Source organism: Aureimonas sp. OT7 (genome assembly GCF_014844055.1).
Taxonomy (GTDB): Bacteria; Pseudomonadota; Alphaproteobacteria; order Rhizobiales; family Rhizobiaceae; genus Aureimonas; species Aureimonas altamirensis_A.
Window position 1 is genome coordinate 3666170 of the sequence record NZ_CP062167.1, and the last position, 15110, is coordinate 3681279.

The 15110-nt window shown below is 67.1% G+C and carries 14 protein-coding genes; 11 read left to right on the forward strand and 3 right to left on the reverse strand.

Translation table 11 applies throughout. The annotated features are described in order from the left end of the window. Nucleotides 1-84: 84 nt before the first annotated feature. The 7 genes from IGS74_RS17545 to IGS74_RS17575 all read left to right on the forward strand — a co-directional run bounded on the left by IGS74_RS17545 (nt 85) and on the right by IGS74_RS17575 (nt 5541). Nucleotides 85-843, forward strand: coding sequence for a FadR/GntR family transcriptional regulator (locus IGS74_RS17545; protein WP_192387823.1), 759 nt, complete (start codon nt 85-87; stop codon nt 841-843). A 113-nt stretch (nt 844-956) separates the two neighbouring features. Further along, nucleotides 957-1940, forward strand: coding sequence for a tripartite tricarboxylate transporter substrate-binding protein (locus IGS74_RS17550; RefSeq protein WP_192387825.1), 984 nt, complete (start codon nt 957-959; stop codon nt 1938-1940). A 58-nt stretch (nt 1941-1998) separates the two neighbouring features. Next, a complete protein-coding gene (locus IGS74_RS17555) occupies nt 1999-2469 on the forward strand; it encodes a tripartite tricarboxylate transporter TctB family protein (RefSeq protein ID WP_192387827.1) in 471 nt (156 codons plus the stop codon). A 16-nt stretch (nt 2470-2485) separates the two neighbouring features. After that, nucleotides 2486-3991, forward strand: coding sequence for a tripartite tricarboxylate transporter permease (locus IGS74_RS17560; RefSeq protein WP_039191395.1), 1506 nt, complete (start codon nt 2486-2488; stop codon nt 3989-3991). 56 nt (nt 3992-4047) lie between these two features. Further along, nucleotides 4048-4866 carry a pseudouridine synthase gene (locus IGS74_RS17565; protein ID WP_192387830.1) on the forward strand — a complete coding sequence of 273 codons (819 nt, stop codon included), beginning with the start codon at nt 4048-4050 and terminating at the stop codon, nt 4864-4866. Between the two features lie 40 nt (nt 4867-4906). Continuing rightward, nucleotides 4907-5251, forward strand: a complete 345-nt coding sequence (locus tag IGS74_RS17570) for a PepSY domain-containing protein (RefSeq protein WP_192387832.1) — start codon at nt 4907-4909, stop codon at nt 5249-5251. 110 nt (nt 5252-5361) lie between these two features. After that, the gene (locus IGS74_RS17575) at nt 5362-5541 is read left to right on the forward strand and encodes a DUF1059 domain-containing protein (RefSeq protein ID WP_052194725.1); all 180 of its coding nucleotides are present in this window, start codon (nt 5362-5364) and stop codon (nt 5539-5541) included. 70 nt (nt 5542-5611) lie between these two features. Here the strand turns inward: IGS74_RS17575 and IGS74_RS17580 are convergent, their stop codons facing one another. From IGS74_RS17580 to IGS74_RS17590, 3 genes are read right to left on the reverse strand one after another with little or no spacing between them, the layout of a single operon-like run. After that, entirely contained in the window at nt 5612-6868 is a 1257-nt protein-coding gene (locus tag IGS74_RS17580; protein WP_192387834.1) for a CCA tRNA nucleotidyltransferase, read from the reverse strand. Next, nucleotides 6865-7476, reverse strand: a complete 612-nt coding sequence (locus tag IGS74_RS17585; protein WP_246722663.1) for a CoA pyrophosphatase — start codon at nt 7474-7476, stop codon at nt 6865-6867. The genes IGS74_RS17580 and IGS74_RS17585 overlap by 4 nt, the downstream gene beginning before the upstream one ends. Before the next feature lie 23 nt (nt 7477-7499). Further along, on the reverse strand, nt 7500-8021 hold the full coding sequence (locus tag IGS74_RS17590; RefSeq protein ID WP_192391868.1) for a DUF1285 domain-containing protein: 522 nt from the start codon (nt 8019-8021) through the stop codon (nt 7500-7502). 190 nt (nt 8022-8211) lie between these two features. Here IGS74_RS17590 and IGS74_RS17595 point away from each other — a divergent pair, with 190 nt between their 5' ends. Genes IGS74_RS17595 through IGS74_RS17610 form a run of 4 tightly spaced genes read left to right on the forward strand, consistent with a single transcriptional unit; the run spans nt 8212 to nt 15093 of the window. Beyond that, entirely contained in the window at nt 8212-9222 is a 1011-nt protein-coding gene (locus tag IGS74_RS17595; RefSeq protein ID WP_192387836.1) for a MoxR family ATPase, read from the forward strand. A 34-nt stretch (nt 9223-9256) separates the two neighbouring features. Next, nucleotides 9257-10168 carry a DUF58 domain-containing protein gene (locus IGS74_RS17600; protein WP_192387838.1) on the forward strand — a complete coding sequence of 304 codons (912 nt, stop codon included), beginning with the start codon at nt 9257-9259 and terminating at the stop codon, nt 10166-10168. After that, a complete protein-coding gene (locus IGS74_RS17605) occupies nt 10169-13015 on the forward strand; it encodes a DUF4159 domain-containing protein (RefSeq protein WP_192387840.1) in 2847 nt (948 codons plus the stop codon). Beyond that, nucleotides 13012-15093: a hypothetical protein gene (locus IGS74_RS17610; RefSeq protein WP_192387842.1), complete on the forward strand. Its 2082-nt coding sequence runs from the start codon at nt 13012-13014 to the stop codon at nt 15091-15093. The genes IGS74_RS17605 and IGS74_RS17610 overlap by 4 nt, the downstream gene beginning before the upstream one ends. Nucleotides 15094-15110: the final 17 nt, after the last annotated feature.

Here is a 15110-nt window from a genome sequence, read left to right on the forward strand (position 1 = left end):
CCGGCGCCTGTCTTGCCTCTATTAATAATACAAATCAATGTTATTGTGCCATCAGGTGGCGCCTTGGGTTGGAGAGACCACGAAATGAGTTTGTTGCAATCGACCATCGCGGGCCGGTCTCTGCGCACGAGCCATGCCCAGGTCGTCATGGTTCTCGGCCGCGAGATCGTCACCGGCGCCAGGCCGGAGGGCTCCATCCTGCCGGGCGACGCCGAACTGAGCGCCCGTTTCGGCGTATCGCGCACCGTCCTGCGTGAAGCGATGAAGACCCTGGCCGCCAAGCGGCTCGTGGAGCCGAAGGCCAAGGTGGGGACGCGGGTGCTCAACCGGTCGCAATGGAACTTCTTCGATGCGGACGTTCTGGGATGGCGCTTCGAATCCGGCGTCGACGACACGCTGATCGCCGACCTGGCCGAGATGCGGCTGGCGCTCGAGCCGGCCGCCGCAGCCATGGCCGCACGGCGCGCCAGCACCGAGGAGATCGTGGAACTCTACGAGATCGCGGGCCGGCTGGATAATCCGGCCCACACGCGCGAGAGCATCGCCAAGGTGGACCTGGAATTTCACCTTGCGGTGGCCCGCGTCTCGCGCAACCCGTTCATGCGCTCGATCAGCGCCCTGATCGAGGCTGCGCTGGCAGCCTCCTTCCAGCTGTCCTCGCCGGCGTCGAGCACCGAGAAGATTGCCGAATGCGCGGCAAACCACCTGCGCATCGTGCGTGCGATCGCCGCCCGCGACGAGCCTGCCGCCCGGCTTGCCATGGAAAACGTCATCCATGTCGGGGTCGATCGCACGATGACCGCCTTGCGCGCGGATGCGCCCTTGGCGAACGTTCAGGCATAACAATTCCCTATCCCGCCCATAGACCTGGCTGCTGGACAATGTGCCGTGATTCGTGATGGATGAACGGATCGTGGCCTTATCGGCCCTGCCGTTCACGCATTCGGGAGGATTGCATGAAATTCAGCCTTGCGACGCTAGCCGTATCCGCCGCGCTCGCCTTCACGGCGCCGGTGGCCGCCATGGCGCAGACCGACTACCCCACCCAGCCGGTCACGATCATCGTGCCTTTCTCGGCCGGCGGACCAACGGATACCGTCGCCCGGCTCGTCGCCCAGGTCATGACGAAGGAACTGGGGCAGCAGGTACTGATCCAGAATGTCGGCGGGGCCGGCGGCACGCTCGGCGCCGGACAGGTCGCCAATGCCTCCAATGACGGCTACACGCTGTTGCTGCACCATATCGGCATGTCCACCGCGCCGACCCTCTACCGCAATCTCGGCTTCGATCCCCTCACCGACTTCACGCCCGTCGGGCTCATCACGTCGGTCCCCATGACGATCGTCGCCCGCAAGGATTTCGAACCGGCCGACATGGCGGGCCTCGTCTCCTACCTCAAGGAGAACGGGCAGGACGTCACCTACGCCAATGCCGGCATCGGCTCGGCATCGCATCTGTGCGGTATGCTGTTGATGGACTCCCTGGAAGTCCAGATGATCACCGTGCCCTACCAGGGTGCCGGCCCTGCGATGACGGACATCGTCGGCGGACAGGTCGACATGATCTGCGACCAGACCACCAACACCACCAACCAGATCAAGGCCGGCGAAGTGAAGGCCTATGCCGTCACCTCGCCCGCGCGCGTCGACTCCCTCCCGGACCTGCCGACGACGGCCGAATCCAACCTGCCACGCCTGCAGATCGGCGTCTGGCACGGGCTCTACGGCCCGAAGGGCATGGACCCCGCCATCGTCGAGAAGCTTGAAACCGCGCTGCAGGCGGCGCTCAAGGACGAGACCGTCATCCAGCGCTTCGCCGAACTCGGCACCGCACCCGTATCGCAGGACCAGGCGACGCCGGCAGCCCTGACCCAGGAACTCACTTCGCAGATCGCCCAGTGGAAGCCGATCATCGAGGAAGCCGGCGTCTACGCCGACTGATGTGCGTTCGAAAGCCGGCTGCGGGGTACGCGGCCGGCTTTTCCGTTACGGGGGAAACATGACGGACATTACACGCTCTAGAGCCTGGCGCGACGTTTTCGCAGGTCTCATCTTCATCGCCATCGCCGCCGGTTTCGCGATCGAGGCGATGAACTACCAAATGGGGACGGCGCTGCGCATGGGGCCCGGCTTCATGCCCCTGTTTCTGTCCGCTCTTCTGGCCGGGTTCGGCCTTCTGATCGCGGTGCAGGGCTTCGGCCGGCACCAGGAGGTCCAGGCCGAGCCCATCGCCTGGCGGGGCATCTTCCTGGTCTGCCTGTCGCTGGCGATCTTCGGCTATGCCGCGCGCTCGCTCGGCCTGGTGCCCATCGTGGTGCTCTGCACCTTCCTGGCCGCGATGGCTTCGCGGAACAACAGCATCGTATCGGCGCTCATCATGGCCGCCTGCATGTCGGCGCTCTGCTACCTGATCTTCAAGGTCGGACTCGGCATCACCCTGCCCACCTTCGGGCCGGCCCTCTCGTTCTGACGCGCGGAGACGATTCATGGACCTTATCGCGAATCTTGCGCTCGGCTTCGAAACGGCGCTCACTCCCATCAACATCTTCTGGTGCTTCATCGGCGTGCTCCTCGGCACCCTGGTCGGCGTACTGCCCGGCATCGGGCCCACGGCAACGATCGCCATGCTGCTGCCGATCACCTTCACCTTCTCACCGGTCACCGCGCTCATCATGCTGTCGGGCATCTATTACGGTGCGCAGTACGGCGGCTCCACCACGGCCATCCTGATCAACCTGCCGGGCGAGAGTTCGTCGGCGGTAACGGCCATCGACGGCTACCAGATGGCCCGGAAAGGCAGGGCGGGCGCCGCGCTCGCCACGGCGGCACTCGGCTCCTTCTTCGCCGGTTCCGTGGCGACCCTGCTTCTGGCCATCGCCGCGCCGCCGCTGGCGCGCATCGCGCTCAATTTCGGCGCGCCCGAATATTTCGCGCTCATCGTACTCGGCCTTCTGGTGTCCATCTCGCTTGCGCACGGTTCGGTTACCAAGGCGCTCGGGATGATCATCCTGGGCCTGCTCCTGGGCACGGTGGGGCAGGACATCTACACCGGCACGCCGCGCTTTACCTTCGGCTTCCTCGAACTCTATCAGGGCCTCAACTTCGTCTCGGTGGCGGTCGGCGTCTTCGGCGTGGCGGAAATCTTCCGCAACCTCGAAAATGAGCGCAACCGCGAGGTCATGGTCAAGAAGGTCAGCAACCTCTGGCTGACGAAGGACGAGTTCAAGCGCATCATTGCGCCCGTCATTCGCGGCACGGTGCTCGGATCGCTTCTGGGCGTCCTGCCGGGCGGCGGCCACGTTCTGTCTTCCTTTGCCTCCTATTCGGCCGAGAAGAACCTGTCGAAGCACAAGGAGGAGTTCGGCCACGGCGCCATCGAGGGTGTCGCCGGCCCCGAAAGCGCCAACAACGCAGCCGCGCAGACCTCCTTCATACCGCTGCTGACGCTCGGCATCCCGGCGCATCCGGTGATGGCGCTCATCGTCGGCGCGTTCATCCTGCAGGGTATCACCCCCGGCCCGAACGTCATCAACTCGCAGCCGGCGTTGTTCTGGGGCATCATCGCCTCGATGTGGATCGGCAACATCCTCCTCGTCATCCTCAACCTGCCGCTCATCGGCCTGTGGGTGAAGATGCTGACGATTCCCTACCGGGTTCTGTTTCCCGCCATCGTCCTGTTTGCATCCATCGGGTGCTACTCGATCAACAACAACCCGTTCGACGTCTACGCCATCATCCTCTTCGGCGTCCTCGGTTACGTGCTGATACGGCTGGGCTGCGAGCCGGCGCCGCTGCTGCTGGGCTTCGTGCTAGGCCCGCTTCTGGAAGAGCATCTGCGCCGGGCCATGATCATCTCGCGCGGCGATCCGATGATCTTCCTGCAGCGTCCCATATCCGCAACGCTGCTGGCGGTCGGCCTCGCCTGCGTGATCTTCGCGGTGCTGCCCTCGATCCGCAACAAGCGGAAGGAAGTCTTCGTCGAGGACGATTGATAGACGGGCGCGGGGCCGCTATCACGGCCCCGCGTCCTAGTTTCAAGGCCACCGCGATGCGCAAAACGGTCAAACCGGCAGGATCCGGCGCTTCGGCGCACCGTCCGCCCAAGCCCGGCGGTGTCAGCCTGAACCGCGTGTTCTCCAAGCTCGGCATCGCCTCGCGCGGGGCGGCGGACGATCTCATCCGGGCCGGGCGTGTCCGCGTCGACGGCAGGATCGTGCAACAGCCGGACCTGCGCATCGACATGGACAGGGCGCAGATCCTTCTCGACGGCCACCCCGTCGCCGCCCAGGCGCCGATCTATCTCATGGTCAACAAGCCGCGCGGACTGGTCACGACCCTGTCGGACCCGGAAGGCCGCGACACGATCTATCGTTGCCTCGATGGCCTTGGCCTGCCGCACGTCTCGCCTGTCGGCCGGCTCGACAAGGCCAGCGAAGGTCTGATCCTCATGACCAACGACACGCGGTTTTCGCAATGGCTGCTCGATCCCGAGACAGGTCCGGAGAAAACCTATCACGTGCAGGTCGACCGGCTGCCGGCCCCCGACCTGTTCGAGCGCCTGGCCCAGGGCATCGTCGACAAGGGCGAGGTGCTGCGCACCACCGGTGCACGGCTTCTGCGGAGCGGCACCCGCAACGCCTGGCTCGAGATCGTGCTGGACGAAGGCCGCAACCGGCATATCCGCCGGCTCCTGGCCGCATTCGACATGGGTGTGCTGCGGCTGGTGCGTGTGGCAATCGGCCCGCTGGCCCTGGGCGATCTTCCCAAGGGCACGGCACGCCGGCTGACGCCGCTGGAGCTGTCGTCGTTGACGGGCGGCAATTCGTCCCACCTGTCGCAGGAACCAGCCAAACCTGCTTCCGGTTAACACTCCGATCAAAACCATGGCATCGATCGGAGGATTTGAGATGCTCAAGACACTTCTAGCAGCCGCGCTCGTCGCCGGCGTCGTCGGCGGAGCCGCGCTCCCTGCTCAGGCGCAGGGTATCATGATCGGTCCCGATGGCGTTCGGGTCGTCAATCCAAACGAAAACGAAGGCCGACAGCGTGACGGCGATATGCGCCGCGACATGCCCCGCGGCGAGATCAGCGAGCGCGAAGCGGTCCGTATCGCCCGTGGCGAAGGCCTCCGCGAGGTCGACGACGTCAGCCGCACGCGGTCGGCCTACCGGGTGGAAGGCATCGACCGACGCGGCGACGATATCCGCGTGGATGTCGACCGCCGAGATGGATCCGTTATCGGCGTTCGCTGACACCCGCCGAAACCACCTCTGTAAAGATTAATTTCTGGTAAAGGTCTTCAACTTTCGATTGACATTCACGAAATATAACAAACATTAATATCAGTCGAAGGGAGGCGCAAATGTACGAACTCAACTGTTCAGGTGTCATACCCGGGTGCAATCGCGTCATTCGAGCCGAGAGCCAGGCGGAGGTGATCCGCCGGGCGGTCGTGCAGGCCAAGCGGCTTGGCGTCGATACGATCACGCCGAAGATGATGGACGCATTTCGCACGAACGTGCACGAGATGCCGCTTCACTGATCGGCTCAGGCCCTGAGGTGGGGCCATAGCCTACACGAAAGTCGAAACGGGCCCTCGCGGCCCGTTTTTGTTATTCGGTTTGTGTCCCGTGCGATCCGTCCTGCTTCAAACTCTGCAGGAGGGTCTCGCGGTCGGCCGTCAGGCCGCTGTCCAGCCATGTCCGACGCAGACGCGCCAAGGCCTGCCCCACGGCTTTGCCGGCCGGCACGCCGGCCGCCTGCACGTCGTCGCCATCGACCGGAAAGTCCGCGGGCTCGAAGGTTTCCAGGGCATGCAGCAGTCGCAGCCGTGCGGCGGCAACGTCACCGGAGGGCTCGCGGCTCGCTACCGCGATATCCAGGCGCAGTCGGTCGGCCAGCGCCTGCCGGTCGCCGTCCTGCAGCGTCGCCCTCCAGATACCGTCCGCGATGTCGGGGGCGACCGTCGAGGTCATTGCAAAGGCCTGGAGGCGCTTGCGCTCCGCATTGGACAGGCGTAGGCGCCGCGCCATGTCCGTCACGCGGGCGCCATCCGGCGGTATCATGGCCATCAAGCGCACCATCGGGTCCGCATCCCAGACGTTGTCGCGCTCGGCCTGCACCAGCGGATGGATCGTGTCGATGCCCCATTTCTCCGTTTCCGGCAGAACCGCCGTCAGCACCCCGGCCTGCCGCATCCAGAGCAGAGCGCGGGACGGATCGGGAGCAGACAGGAGCTTCTTCATCTCGCCCCAGACGCGCTCCGCCGACAGGCTCTTGAGGCCGTCGCGCAGCCGCGCGGTGGCCCGCAGGGCCTCGGCATCCGGCCGCCCCTTTCCGTACCAGGCAAAGAACCGGAAGAAACGCAGGCTGCGCAGATAGTCCTCCCGGATCCTCAGTTCCGCGTCGCCGATGAAGCGCAGCGATTGGGCTTCCAGGTCGGCAAGGCCGCCGACGTAATCGTAGACCTTTCCTTCCGCATCCGCGTAGAGCGCATTGATGGTGAAGTCGCGGCGCTCGGCATCGACCTTCCAGTCGCGTCCGAAGGCAACCTTGGCGTGGCGGCCATCGCTTTCGGTATCATGGCGCAGCGTCGTCACCTCCAGGGCGCGCCCGTCGCGGACCAGCGTCACGGTGCCATGGTCGACGCCTGTCGGCACGGGCTTGAAGCCGGCTTGCGCGCCAAGGCGCATCGTCTCGCGCGGGAGGGTCGTCGTGGCGATGTCGACGTCCGTGATCGGATATCCAAGATAGTGATTCCGGATCGCGCCCCCGACGACGCGGGCCTCCTCATCTCCTTGCGAAAGCGTGTGCAGCAGCGTCTGGACGGCGGGGTCCCGCAGCCAGGCGGCGTCGGTCATGCTCGTCATGCGTAGTACCTTTCATAGAGCGACCGGAGGATGCCCGCCGTAACGCCCCAAATGTATCGATCCCCGAAGGGCATGGTGTAGAAGGTGCGGGCCGCCCCACGCCACTCTCGGCTTTCCAGCCGATGATTGGCGGCATCCATCAGGAATGCCAGGGGCACTTCGAAAGCGTCGTCGACCTCGTCCGGATTGAGCTTCAGGCCGAAACCCGGACTGACGATGGAAAGCACCGGTACGATGCGGTAACCGGTACTGGACAGATAGGATGGCAGCCGGCCGAGCGTTTCGACAAAATTCGGCGTCAGCCCGATCTCCTCCTCGGCTTCGCGCAGCGCCGCGGCTTCGGGCGATCCATCGCCCGGATCCACCGCGCCGCCCGGAAAGGCGATCTGCCCCGAATGCTTCCGCAAGGCGGCCGAACGCGTCGTCAGCAGGATGCTCGCCTCTTCCGCCCGCGCGACGATCGGCACGAGGACGGCGGCTTCGCGCATGGCGGCCGCGCCCACCATCGCCTCGGTTCCGGGGTTCAGCACATGATCACCCGCAAGGGATGGCGCATCGCCGTTCGCACCACGGCTGGCGACACGCCGGCGAAAATCATCGGCGGTCAAAGGATGGCATTGCACCGCGCCTCTCACGATGCGGCCGGTGCGGGTTGGAAACGCACGCCGCCCGACATCAGATAGGGCCCCGTCTCGTCCTCGTGCAGCAACCCCGCCAGTTCGAACGCCACCGGCCGCGTCAGCCGCGCTTCCAGCCGGCCGCGCACGGTGACATAGGGCACGAAGCCGTCCGGCCCAGCGCCGAAGCGGATCGGATGCTCGGCTCCGGCGCGGACGACGTCGCCCATATTGGTGCGGAAGGTCAGCACCGGGCGACCATCGCCGTCTTCGACGGCCATTTCCACGGCCAGGAACGGGGCGTCCTCGACGGTTATGCGCAACCGTTCGGCAGGGGTGACCAGATAGGTCTCGCCGTCCTCGTCCTTGCGCAGAACGGTCGAGAACAGGCGCACAAGTTCGGGCCGGCCGATGACCGCCCCTTCATGGACCCAGCTTCCGTCGGCGCGGATCACGATGTCGATATCGCCGCAATGCGCCGGATGCCACCGCTCGACAGGCGCCGGGGATGCATCCGCCCGCTCGGCGCGGGCCATCAGCGCCGCAAGTCCCGCCACCGTTCCTGAACCGTCCTCGCCCACTCAGCCTCCTCGATCATGCCAGTTCGGCCCGGTCTTATTTTGGCCGGGCTTGCCCGTCACCACATAGTTCCGAAGCGCCGGGCTTGCCAGATGGCGCGCAGCCCGTTTTCATGGGCTGGTCGATCCCCGCAACGGAGACTGTCCGATGACCCTTCTGGAGCCGCAGAACCCCGTTGCCGACATGAAGGCGGTCGAGGCCATGGCCGAATCGGCGCTCGCTGACATTGCCGGCGTCCGCGCTTCGGTCGGGCGGGCGATCTTCGGCCAGGAGCAGGTCGTGGAGCAGACTTTGGTGGCGATCCTGGCTGGAGGCCACGCGCTTCTGGTCGGTGTTCCAGGCCTGGCCAAGACCAAGCTGGTCGAAACCCTGGGCGTCGCGCTGGGCCTCGACGGCAAGCGTATCCAGTTCACACCCGATTTGATGCCCTCCGACATCGTCGGCTCCGAAGTGCTGGATCAGGACGAAACGGGGCGCCGCAGCTTCCGCTTCATCCACGGACCGGTGTTCGCGCAGCTGTTGATGGCCGACGAAATCAACCGCGCCAGCCCCCGGACGCAGTCGGCGTTGCTGCAGGCCATGCAGGAGTATCACGTCACCGTTGCGGGCGAGCGGCACGACCTGCCCGCTCCCTTCCACGTTCTGGCCACCCAGAACCCGCTGGAGCAGGAAGGCACTTATCCGCTGCCGGAAGCCCAGTTGGACCGGTTCCTGATGCAGGTGGACGTGCACTATCCCGATCTCGCCGCCGAACGGCGGATCCTGCTGGCCACCACGGGCGTCAGCGAGGACAAGGCCGAGCCGGTGATCGCCGCCGAGCGTCTGCGCGAAATCCAGAGGCTGGTGCGCCAGATGCCGGTGCCGGAAAGCGTCGTCGAGGCCATCCTGTCGCTGGTCCGTTCCGCGCGCCCCGGCCACGGGAGCTCCGAGGCGGATTCGCATATCGCGTGGGGCCCCGGCCCGCGCGCCAGCCAGGCACTGATGACCTGCGTGCGGGCCCGTGCGCTGTACGAAGGCCGCTTCGCACCCTCGGTCGACGATGTGCGCGCACTGGCCGAGCCTATCCTGCAACATCGCATGGCGCTGAACTTCGCCGCCCGCGCCGAAGGGATGGGCGTCAAGGACGTGATCGTCGCCCTCAAGCGCAGCATCGCCTGACCGGGCGTCCCGCAACCGTTTCGAAAGGCAGCGCATGGCGGCCATCGGCAAAGCGCACCCCCTGACGGACAGCCAGTCCGCGCTGCTGCGCGCTCGCCAGCGTGCCGCCCTCATGCCGGATCTCCTGGTGGAGGCCCGCCGCATCGTCGCCACCGTCACCGCCGGCTGGCACGGGCGTCGGCGGCGCGGTGCGGGCGAAAACTTCTGGCAGTTCCGTCCCTTCGTGGAGGGCGAGCCGGTGTCGCGCATCGATTGGCGCCGTTCTGCCCGTGACGATCATGTCTATCTGCGGGACCGGGAATGGGAGGCGGCGCACACCGTCTGGCTCTGGGCCGATCCATCCCCATCGATGATGTACCAATCCCGCGCTGCCGCCGTCTCCAAGGAATCGCGCGCGCTCGTGCTCGTGCTCGCGGTGGCCGAGCTTCTGGCCCGCGCCGGCGAGCGGATCGGCTATCCGGGCGTCCTGCAGCCCGTATCGGCACGCAACGCCGCGGAGCGGATCGCGGCTGCATTGATGACGCATCGCCCGCAAGACAGCTTTCCGGACGCGCATTTCCGCCGCTTCAGCGAGGTCGTCATGGCAAGCGACTTCCTGGACCCGCTCCCGGATCTCCTGGATCGGATCGACCTGCTGGCGCGGCGGGGCGTGCGGGGACATCTGATCGAAATCTACGATCCGGCGGAAGAGGATTTCCCTTACGCCGGCCGTACCGAGTTCCGCGATCCCGAAAGCGGCCAGCGCCTGACGGCGGGACGTGCGGAGGTGCTGAAGGAAGAGTACGGGCGGCTGTACGCGGCCCGCCGCAGCACCCTGACCGACCATTGCCGGCGCCTGGGCTGGAGTTACGTTTCGCACCGCACCGACCGGCTTGCCTCGGAGGCGCTGGTGGCCATTCATGGCCGTCTCGGCGGTCTGCCGCAGACTCAACGATCGGCAGTCTAGATGGGCGGCCTCGCACTCTCATTCGGCGCCCCTCTCGTGCTGTTCGGGCTGGTCGCGCTGCCGATCATCTGGTGGCTGCTGCGGCTGACGCCGCCGCAGCCGGAAACAGAGGCTTTTCCGCCGTTCCGCATTCTGCAGCGCGTTCTCAAAACGGAAGAGACGCCGGCGCGCAGTCCGTGGTGGCTGACCCTTCTGCGGCTGCTGCTGGCGGGCCTCGTCATCCTTGCGCTTGCCGCTCCGGTACTGAACCCCCGCGAAGCGCTGCTGCGTGGCGAAGGGCCGCTTGGCGTGATGCTGGACAATGGCTGGGCGAGCGCCACCCGCTTCGATGCCATGCGCGATAATGCCGCCGCGCTGGTGCGGGAGGCCGGAGAGGCTGGCCGCCCCGTCTCGCTGGTCCTGACCGCCGAGGATGCCTCCGACGACGCCGCCCCGATGGAGGCGGCCACTGCCCTGGAACGCCTGGGCGCCGCCGAAGCCCGCCCCGTTCCGGTGCAGCGGCTGGCCCCGGCCCAACGCCTGGCCACCGCGTTGCAGGGACAGACGGGCGTGACGCTGGCGCTTCTGACCGACGGGCTCGAAAGCACGGATCGGGCCGATGCGATGGCGGCGCTGTCCGGTATCGGAGCGGCACAGGTGCTGGCGTTCCAGGCCGAAACGAGTGGCCTCGTCGGGCTTACGGCGGCCGACAACGCCACCGATGCGCTGACCGTCGCGGCCGTCCGCCCGACGGGCGACGCCGTGCCGGCGCGTACGCTTAGGGCGCTGGACCGCCAATCGCGGGAGATCGGGCGCGCGCCGCTTGCCTTCGATGCCGGCGCTACCGCTACCGTTGCCCGCTTCGACATACCGGTGGAGCTTCGCAACGACGTGGCCCGTATCGAACTGGCCGGCACGGTCGATGCCGGCTCGGTCCGGCTGGTGGACGACAGCTTCCAGCGGCGGCGCGTGGGCCTGATATCCGGCGAGCCGCTCGACCTCGCCCAGCCGCTTCTGTCCCCGCTTTACTACATCACCCGCGCACTCGAGCCGTTTGCGGATCTGGTACAGGCCGAGAGCGCCGACCTGGCAACCTCGGTGCCCGCCATGGTGCGCAGCAACCCTTCGGCCATCGTACTGGCCGACATCGGGGTTCTGCCCGCCGCCGCCGAAACGGCGCTGACCTCCTATGTCGAGGCCGGCGGAACGCTGCTGCGCTTTGCTGGCCCACGCCTTGCAGCCTCCACCGCGGACGACCAGCTCGTTCCGGTACGCCTGCGCAGCGGCGAGCGCCAGCTTGGCGGAGCGCTGTCCTGGTCCGAGCCGCAGGCGCTCGCTCCCATGGCGGGAGACAGCCCCTTCGCCGACATCGCCATTCCGAGCGATGTCACCGTGACGCGGCAGATCCTGGCGGAACCCTCGGTGGAACTGGCCGACCGTACCTGGGCCAGCCTCGCGGACGGGACTCCCATCGTCACGGCCGCCACGCGCGGAGCGGGTCGCATCATCCTGTTCCACACGACGGCCGAAGCCACCTGGTCGAACCTGCCCATATCGGGGGCTTTCGTCGATATGCTCCGCCGCATCGTCATGCTGTCCCGCGCCGGGACAACGGCAGCCGCTTCCGATGCCCGCGAGGCCACCTATCCTCCCTATCTCATGCTCGACGCGGACGGCCTTCTGGTCCAGCCGGACAATACCGCCCGCCCGCTGACCGTGTCCGCCGAGGGGCTGCCTGCCGTCACGCGGGAGCATCCGCCCGGGCTCTATGGCTCCGAAGAAGGCTACGTGGCGTTGAACCTGCTACCGCGCGAGGCGACGCTGTCGCCCATCGGCGACCTTGCCGCCGCCGGCCCGGTCGAGGCGCGCGCCTATGGCGGCGCCGAAAGCACCAGCCTGACGCCCTGGCTGTTCGCCGCGGCGCTGCTGCTGTTCGCGCTCGACGCGCTGGCACTGATCTGGCTCCAGGGGGGCTTGCGCCGCCTGTTCGCGCCCGGGCGCTGGCGCCGCCAGGCGACGCTGCCGCTGATCCTTGCCGGGGCGATCCTGCTGCTGCCCGCCCTCGGCCACGCACAAGAGGCCGACGATCCGGCGCGTGCCGGGCTCGATGGCTACGACGCCGAGGCCGCCATCGCCGCCACGGCAACGACCCACCTTGCCTATGTGCGTACCGGCGACGCGGCGCAGGACGAGATATCGCGACAAGGCCTGTTCGGCCTGTCGCAGTTCATCGGCGCCAAGACGGCGCTGGAGCCGGGCGAACCGGTCGAGGTGGATATCGCGACCGACGAGCTTTCCTTCTATCCCATCCTGTACTGGCCCGTTTCCGCCTCGGCGCCGATGCCGGCGGAGGAAGCGATCAGCCGGGTCGACGCCTATATGAAGCAGGGCGGCACCGTGCTGTTCGACGTCGAGGACAGCGGCATGACCGGCCTTTCGGGCACTGCCGTTTCCGATGGGCAGCGCCGCCTGCGCGCCATCCTGGCAGACCTCGACATACCGCCGCTTGAGCCCGTCCCGGCCGACCATGTGCTGACCAAATCCTTCTACATCATGGACAGCTTCCCCGGCCGCTACACCGCGTCCGACCTGTGGGTGGAGGCGCTGGCCCGCTCTGCCGACGCCGAGACGCGCCCCGCCACGGCCGGCGACGGCGTCTCGTCCATCATGATCACGTCCAACGATTTCGCCAGCGCCTGGGCGGTGGATGATACCGGCCTGTTCGTCTATCCGACCGACACGCCCGATCCGGCGCAACGCGACTATGCCTACAGGGCCGGCGTCAACATCGTCATGTATGTGCTGACCGGCAACTACAAGGCCGACCAGGTCCATGTGCCGGCGCTTCTGGAAAGGCTCGGACAATGACCTGGTCGCTGAGCTTCTCGCCCTTCTTCTCCTGGACCGTGCTGGCCCTGATCGCGGCGCCGGCCGTGCTGATCGCCCTTCTGCTCATCGCCGGGCGGCTGCGCGGTGCGCTTCTGCGTGTTGCCGCCATCGCGGCGCTGCTGCTGGCGCTCGCCAACCCGGTGCTGCTGCGCGAGGAGCGGGAGCCCCTGCAGAGCGTCGTATCGCTGGTAGTGGATCGCAGCCAGAGCCAATCGATCGGCACGCGCATGCGCGAAACCGACGATGCCGTCGCGCAACTGCGCGCTCGATTGGCAGAGTATCCCGAATTCGATGTGCGCGTCGTAGAGGCCAGCCGCACGGCGGAAAGCAACCAGGATGCCACCACGGCGCTGTTTTCGGCGCTGTCGTCCGGCCTTGCCGACGTTTCGCCGGGGCGGGTCGCCGGCGCGATCCTGGTGACCGACGGGCAGGTCCACGACATTCCGGCCAATGCCGGTCAGCTTGGCTTCGACGCGCCGGTGCACGGCCTCGTCACCGGCCGGCCGGACGAGTTCGACCGCCGCATAGAGATCGTCTCGGCGCCGCGCTTCGGCATCGTCGAGCAGCAGCAGACGCTGACCTATCGCGTCGTCGAGGAGGGCGAGAACGCGCCGAGCGCGCCGGTCGACGTACGAGCCTATCTGAACGGCGATCTGGTCGCCCGGCAGAACGCGGTGCCTGGCCAGGAGACGCAGTTGCCATTCCAGCTTCCACGCGCCGGGCACAACATCGTGGAGCTCGTCGCGGCGGAGCGGCCGGGCGAGATAACCTCCATCAACAACAAGGCCATCGCCGTTGTGGACGGCATCCGGGAAAACCTGCGGGTGCTTCTGGTCTCGGGCGAGCCGCATGCCGGCGAGCGCACCTGGCGCAATCTCCTGAAATCCGATGCGGCGGTCGACCTCGTCCATTTCACCATCCTGCGGCCTCCGGAAAAGCAGGACGGGACGCCGATCGACGAGTTGTCGCTGATCGCCTTCCCGACGCGCGAGCTTTTCGTGGAGCGGATCGACGATTTCGACCTCATCATCTTCGACCGCTACCAGCGGCGCGGTGTCCTGCCGACGCTCTACTACGATTACATCGCGCAGTATGTGCGCAACGGCGGCGCCATGCTGATCGCCTCCGGCCCGGAATATGCCGGGCTCGATTCCATCGCCAACTCGCCCCTGGCCAGCGTCCTGCCCGCGCTTCCGGAGGGCTCGGTCGAGACCGAGGCGTTCCGCCCCGTCCTGTCCGAGCTCGGCCGCAAACACCCCGTCACACGGGATCTGCCCGGCGCCTCGCAGACGCCCCCGGCCTGGAGCCCCTGGTTCCGCATCGTCGATGTGGGCGAGGTCTCGGGGGAGACGGTCATGAACGGTCCGGAGGGCAAGCCGCTGCTGGTGCTCGACCGCGTGGGCGAAGGGCGCGTCGCGCTGCTTCTCTCCGACCAGGGTTGGCTATGGTCGCGCGGGTTCGAGGGCGGTGGCCCGCATGTGCCCCTGTTCCGGCGGCTCGCGCATTGGCTGATGAAGGAGCCGGAGCTGGAAGAGGAGTCTCTCGACGCCGTCGCCGAAGGCAGCACGCTGACCATCACCCGCAATACGATCGGCGACGATCCGGGCCCGGCAACGCTGATAACGCCGTCCGGCGAAGCGCGGACGCTGACGCTTGCGCAGACGGGCGACGGCATATGGACGGCCGCTGTACCGGTGGACGAACTCGGCCTGTACCAGGTGGCGAACGGCGACTTGCGCGCGCTCGTCAATGTCGGCCCCGCCAATCCGCGCGAGTTCCGCGAGGCCATTTCCACCACGGCCAAGCTGCAACCCGTGGCCGAAGCGTCGCGCGGCGGCGTGCGGCGCATAGCCGACGCGGATGGCAACGTCGCGGTGCCGCGCATCGTGCCGATCACCGGGCGGGCCGACGGCGACGGCCGGGACTGGATCGGCCTGAAGACCACCGACGAAACGGTGCTGCGCGGCGTGGAGCGGACGCCGCTTTTCGCCGGGTTCCTGGGCCTCGCCGTCCTGCTTATGGTCTTGTCCGCCACATGGTATCGTGAGGGACGCTAGCCGGTCCGCCCCTGCCA

What these genes read in the sequence shown, in the direction of transcription:
- IGS74_RS17545 (WP_192387823.1), top strand. Translation starts at nt 85, where the DNA reads ATGAGTTTGTTGCAATCGACCATCGCGGGCCGGTCTCTGCGCACGAGC.
- IGS74_RS17550 (WP_192387825.1), top strand. Translation starts at nt 957, where the DNA reads ATGAAATTCAGCCTTGCGACGCTAGCCGTATCCGCCGCGCTCGCCTTC.
- IGS74_RS17555 (WP_192387827.1), top strand. Translation starts at nt 1,999, where the DNA reads ATGACGGACATTACACGCTCTAGAGCCTGGCGCGACGTTTTCGCAGGT.
- IGS74_RS17560 (WP_039191395.1), top strand. Translation starts at nt 2,486, where the DNA reads ATGGACCTTATCGCGAATCTTGCGCTCGGCTTCGAAACGGCGCTCACT.
- IGS74_RS17565 (WP_192387830.1), top strand. Translation starts at nt 4,048, where the DNA reads ATGCGCAAAACGGTCAAACCGGCAGGATCCGGCGCTTCGGCGCACCGT.
- IGS74_RS17570 (WP_192387832.1), top strand. Translation starts at nt 4,907, where the DNA reads ATGCTCAAGACACTTCTAGCAGCCGCGCTCGTCGCCGGCGTCGTCGGC.
- IGS74_RS17575 (WP_052194725.1), top strand. Translation starts at nt 5,362, where the DNA reads ATGTACGAACTCAACTGTTCAGGTGTCATACCCGGGTGCAATCGCGTC.
- IGS74_RS17580 (WP_192387834.1), bottom strand. Translation starts at nt 6,868, where the DNA reads ATGACGAGCATGACCGACGCCGCCTGGCTGCGGGACCCCGCCGTCCAG.
- IGS74_RS17590 (WP_192391868.1), bottom strand. Translation starts at nt 8,021, where the DNA reads ATGGCCCGCGCCGAGCGGGCGGATGCATCCCCGGCGCCTGTCGAGCGG.
- IGS74_RS17595 (WP_192387836.1), top strand. Translation starts at nt 8,212, where the DNA reads ATGACCCTTCTGGAGCCGCAGAACCCCGTTGCCGACATGAAGGCGGTC.
- IGS74_RS17600 (WP_192387838.1), top strand. Translation starts at nt 9,257, where the DNA reads ATGGCGGCCATCGGCAAAGCGCACCCCCTGACGGACAGCCAGTCCGCG.
- IGS74_RS17605 (WP_192387840.1), top strand. Translation starts at nt 10,169, where the DNA reads ATGGGCGGCCTCGCACTCTCATTCGGCGCCCCTCTCGTGCTGTTCGGG.
- IGS74_RS17610 (WP_192387842.1), top strand. Translation starts at nt 13,012, where the DNA reads ATGACCTGGTCGCTGAGCTTCTCGCCCTTCTTCTCCTGGACCGTGCTG.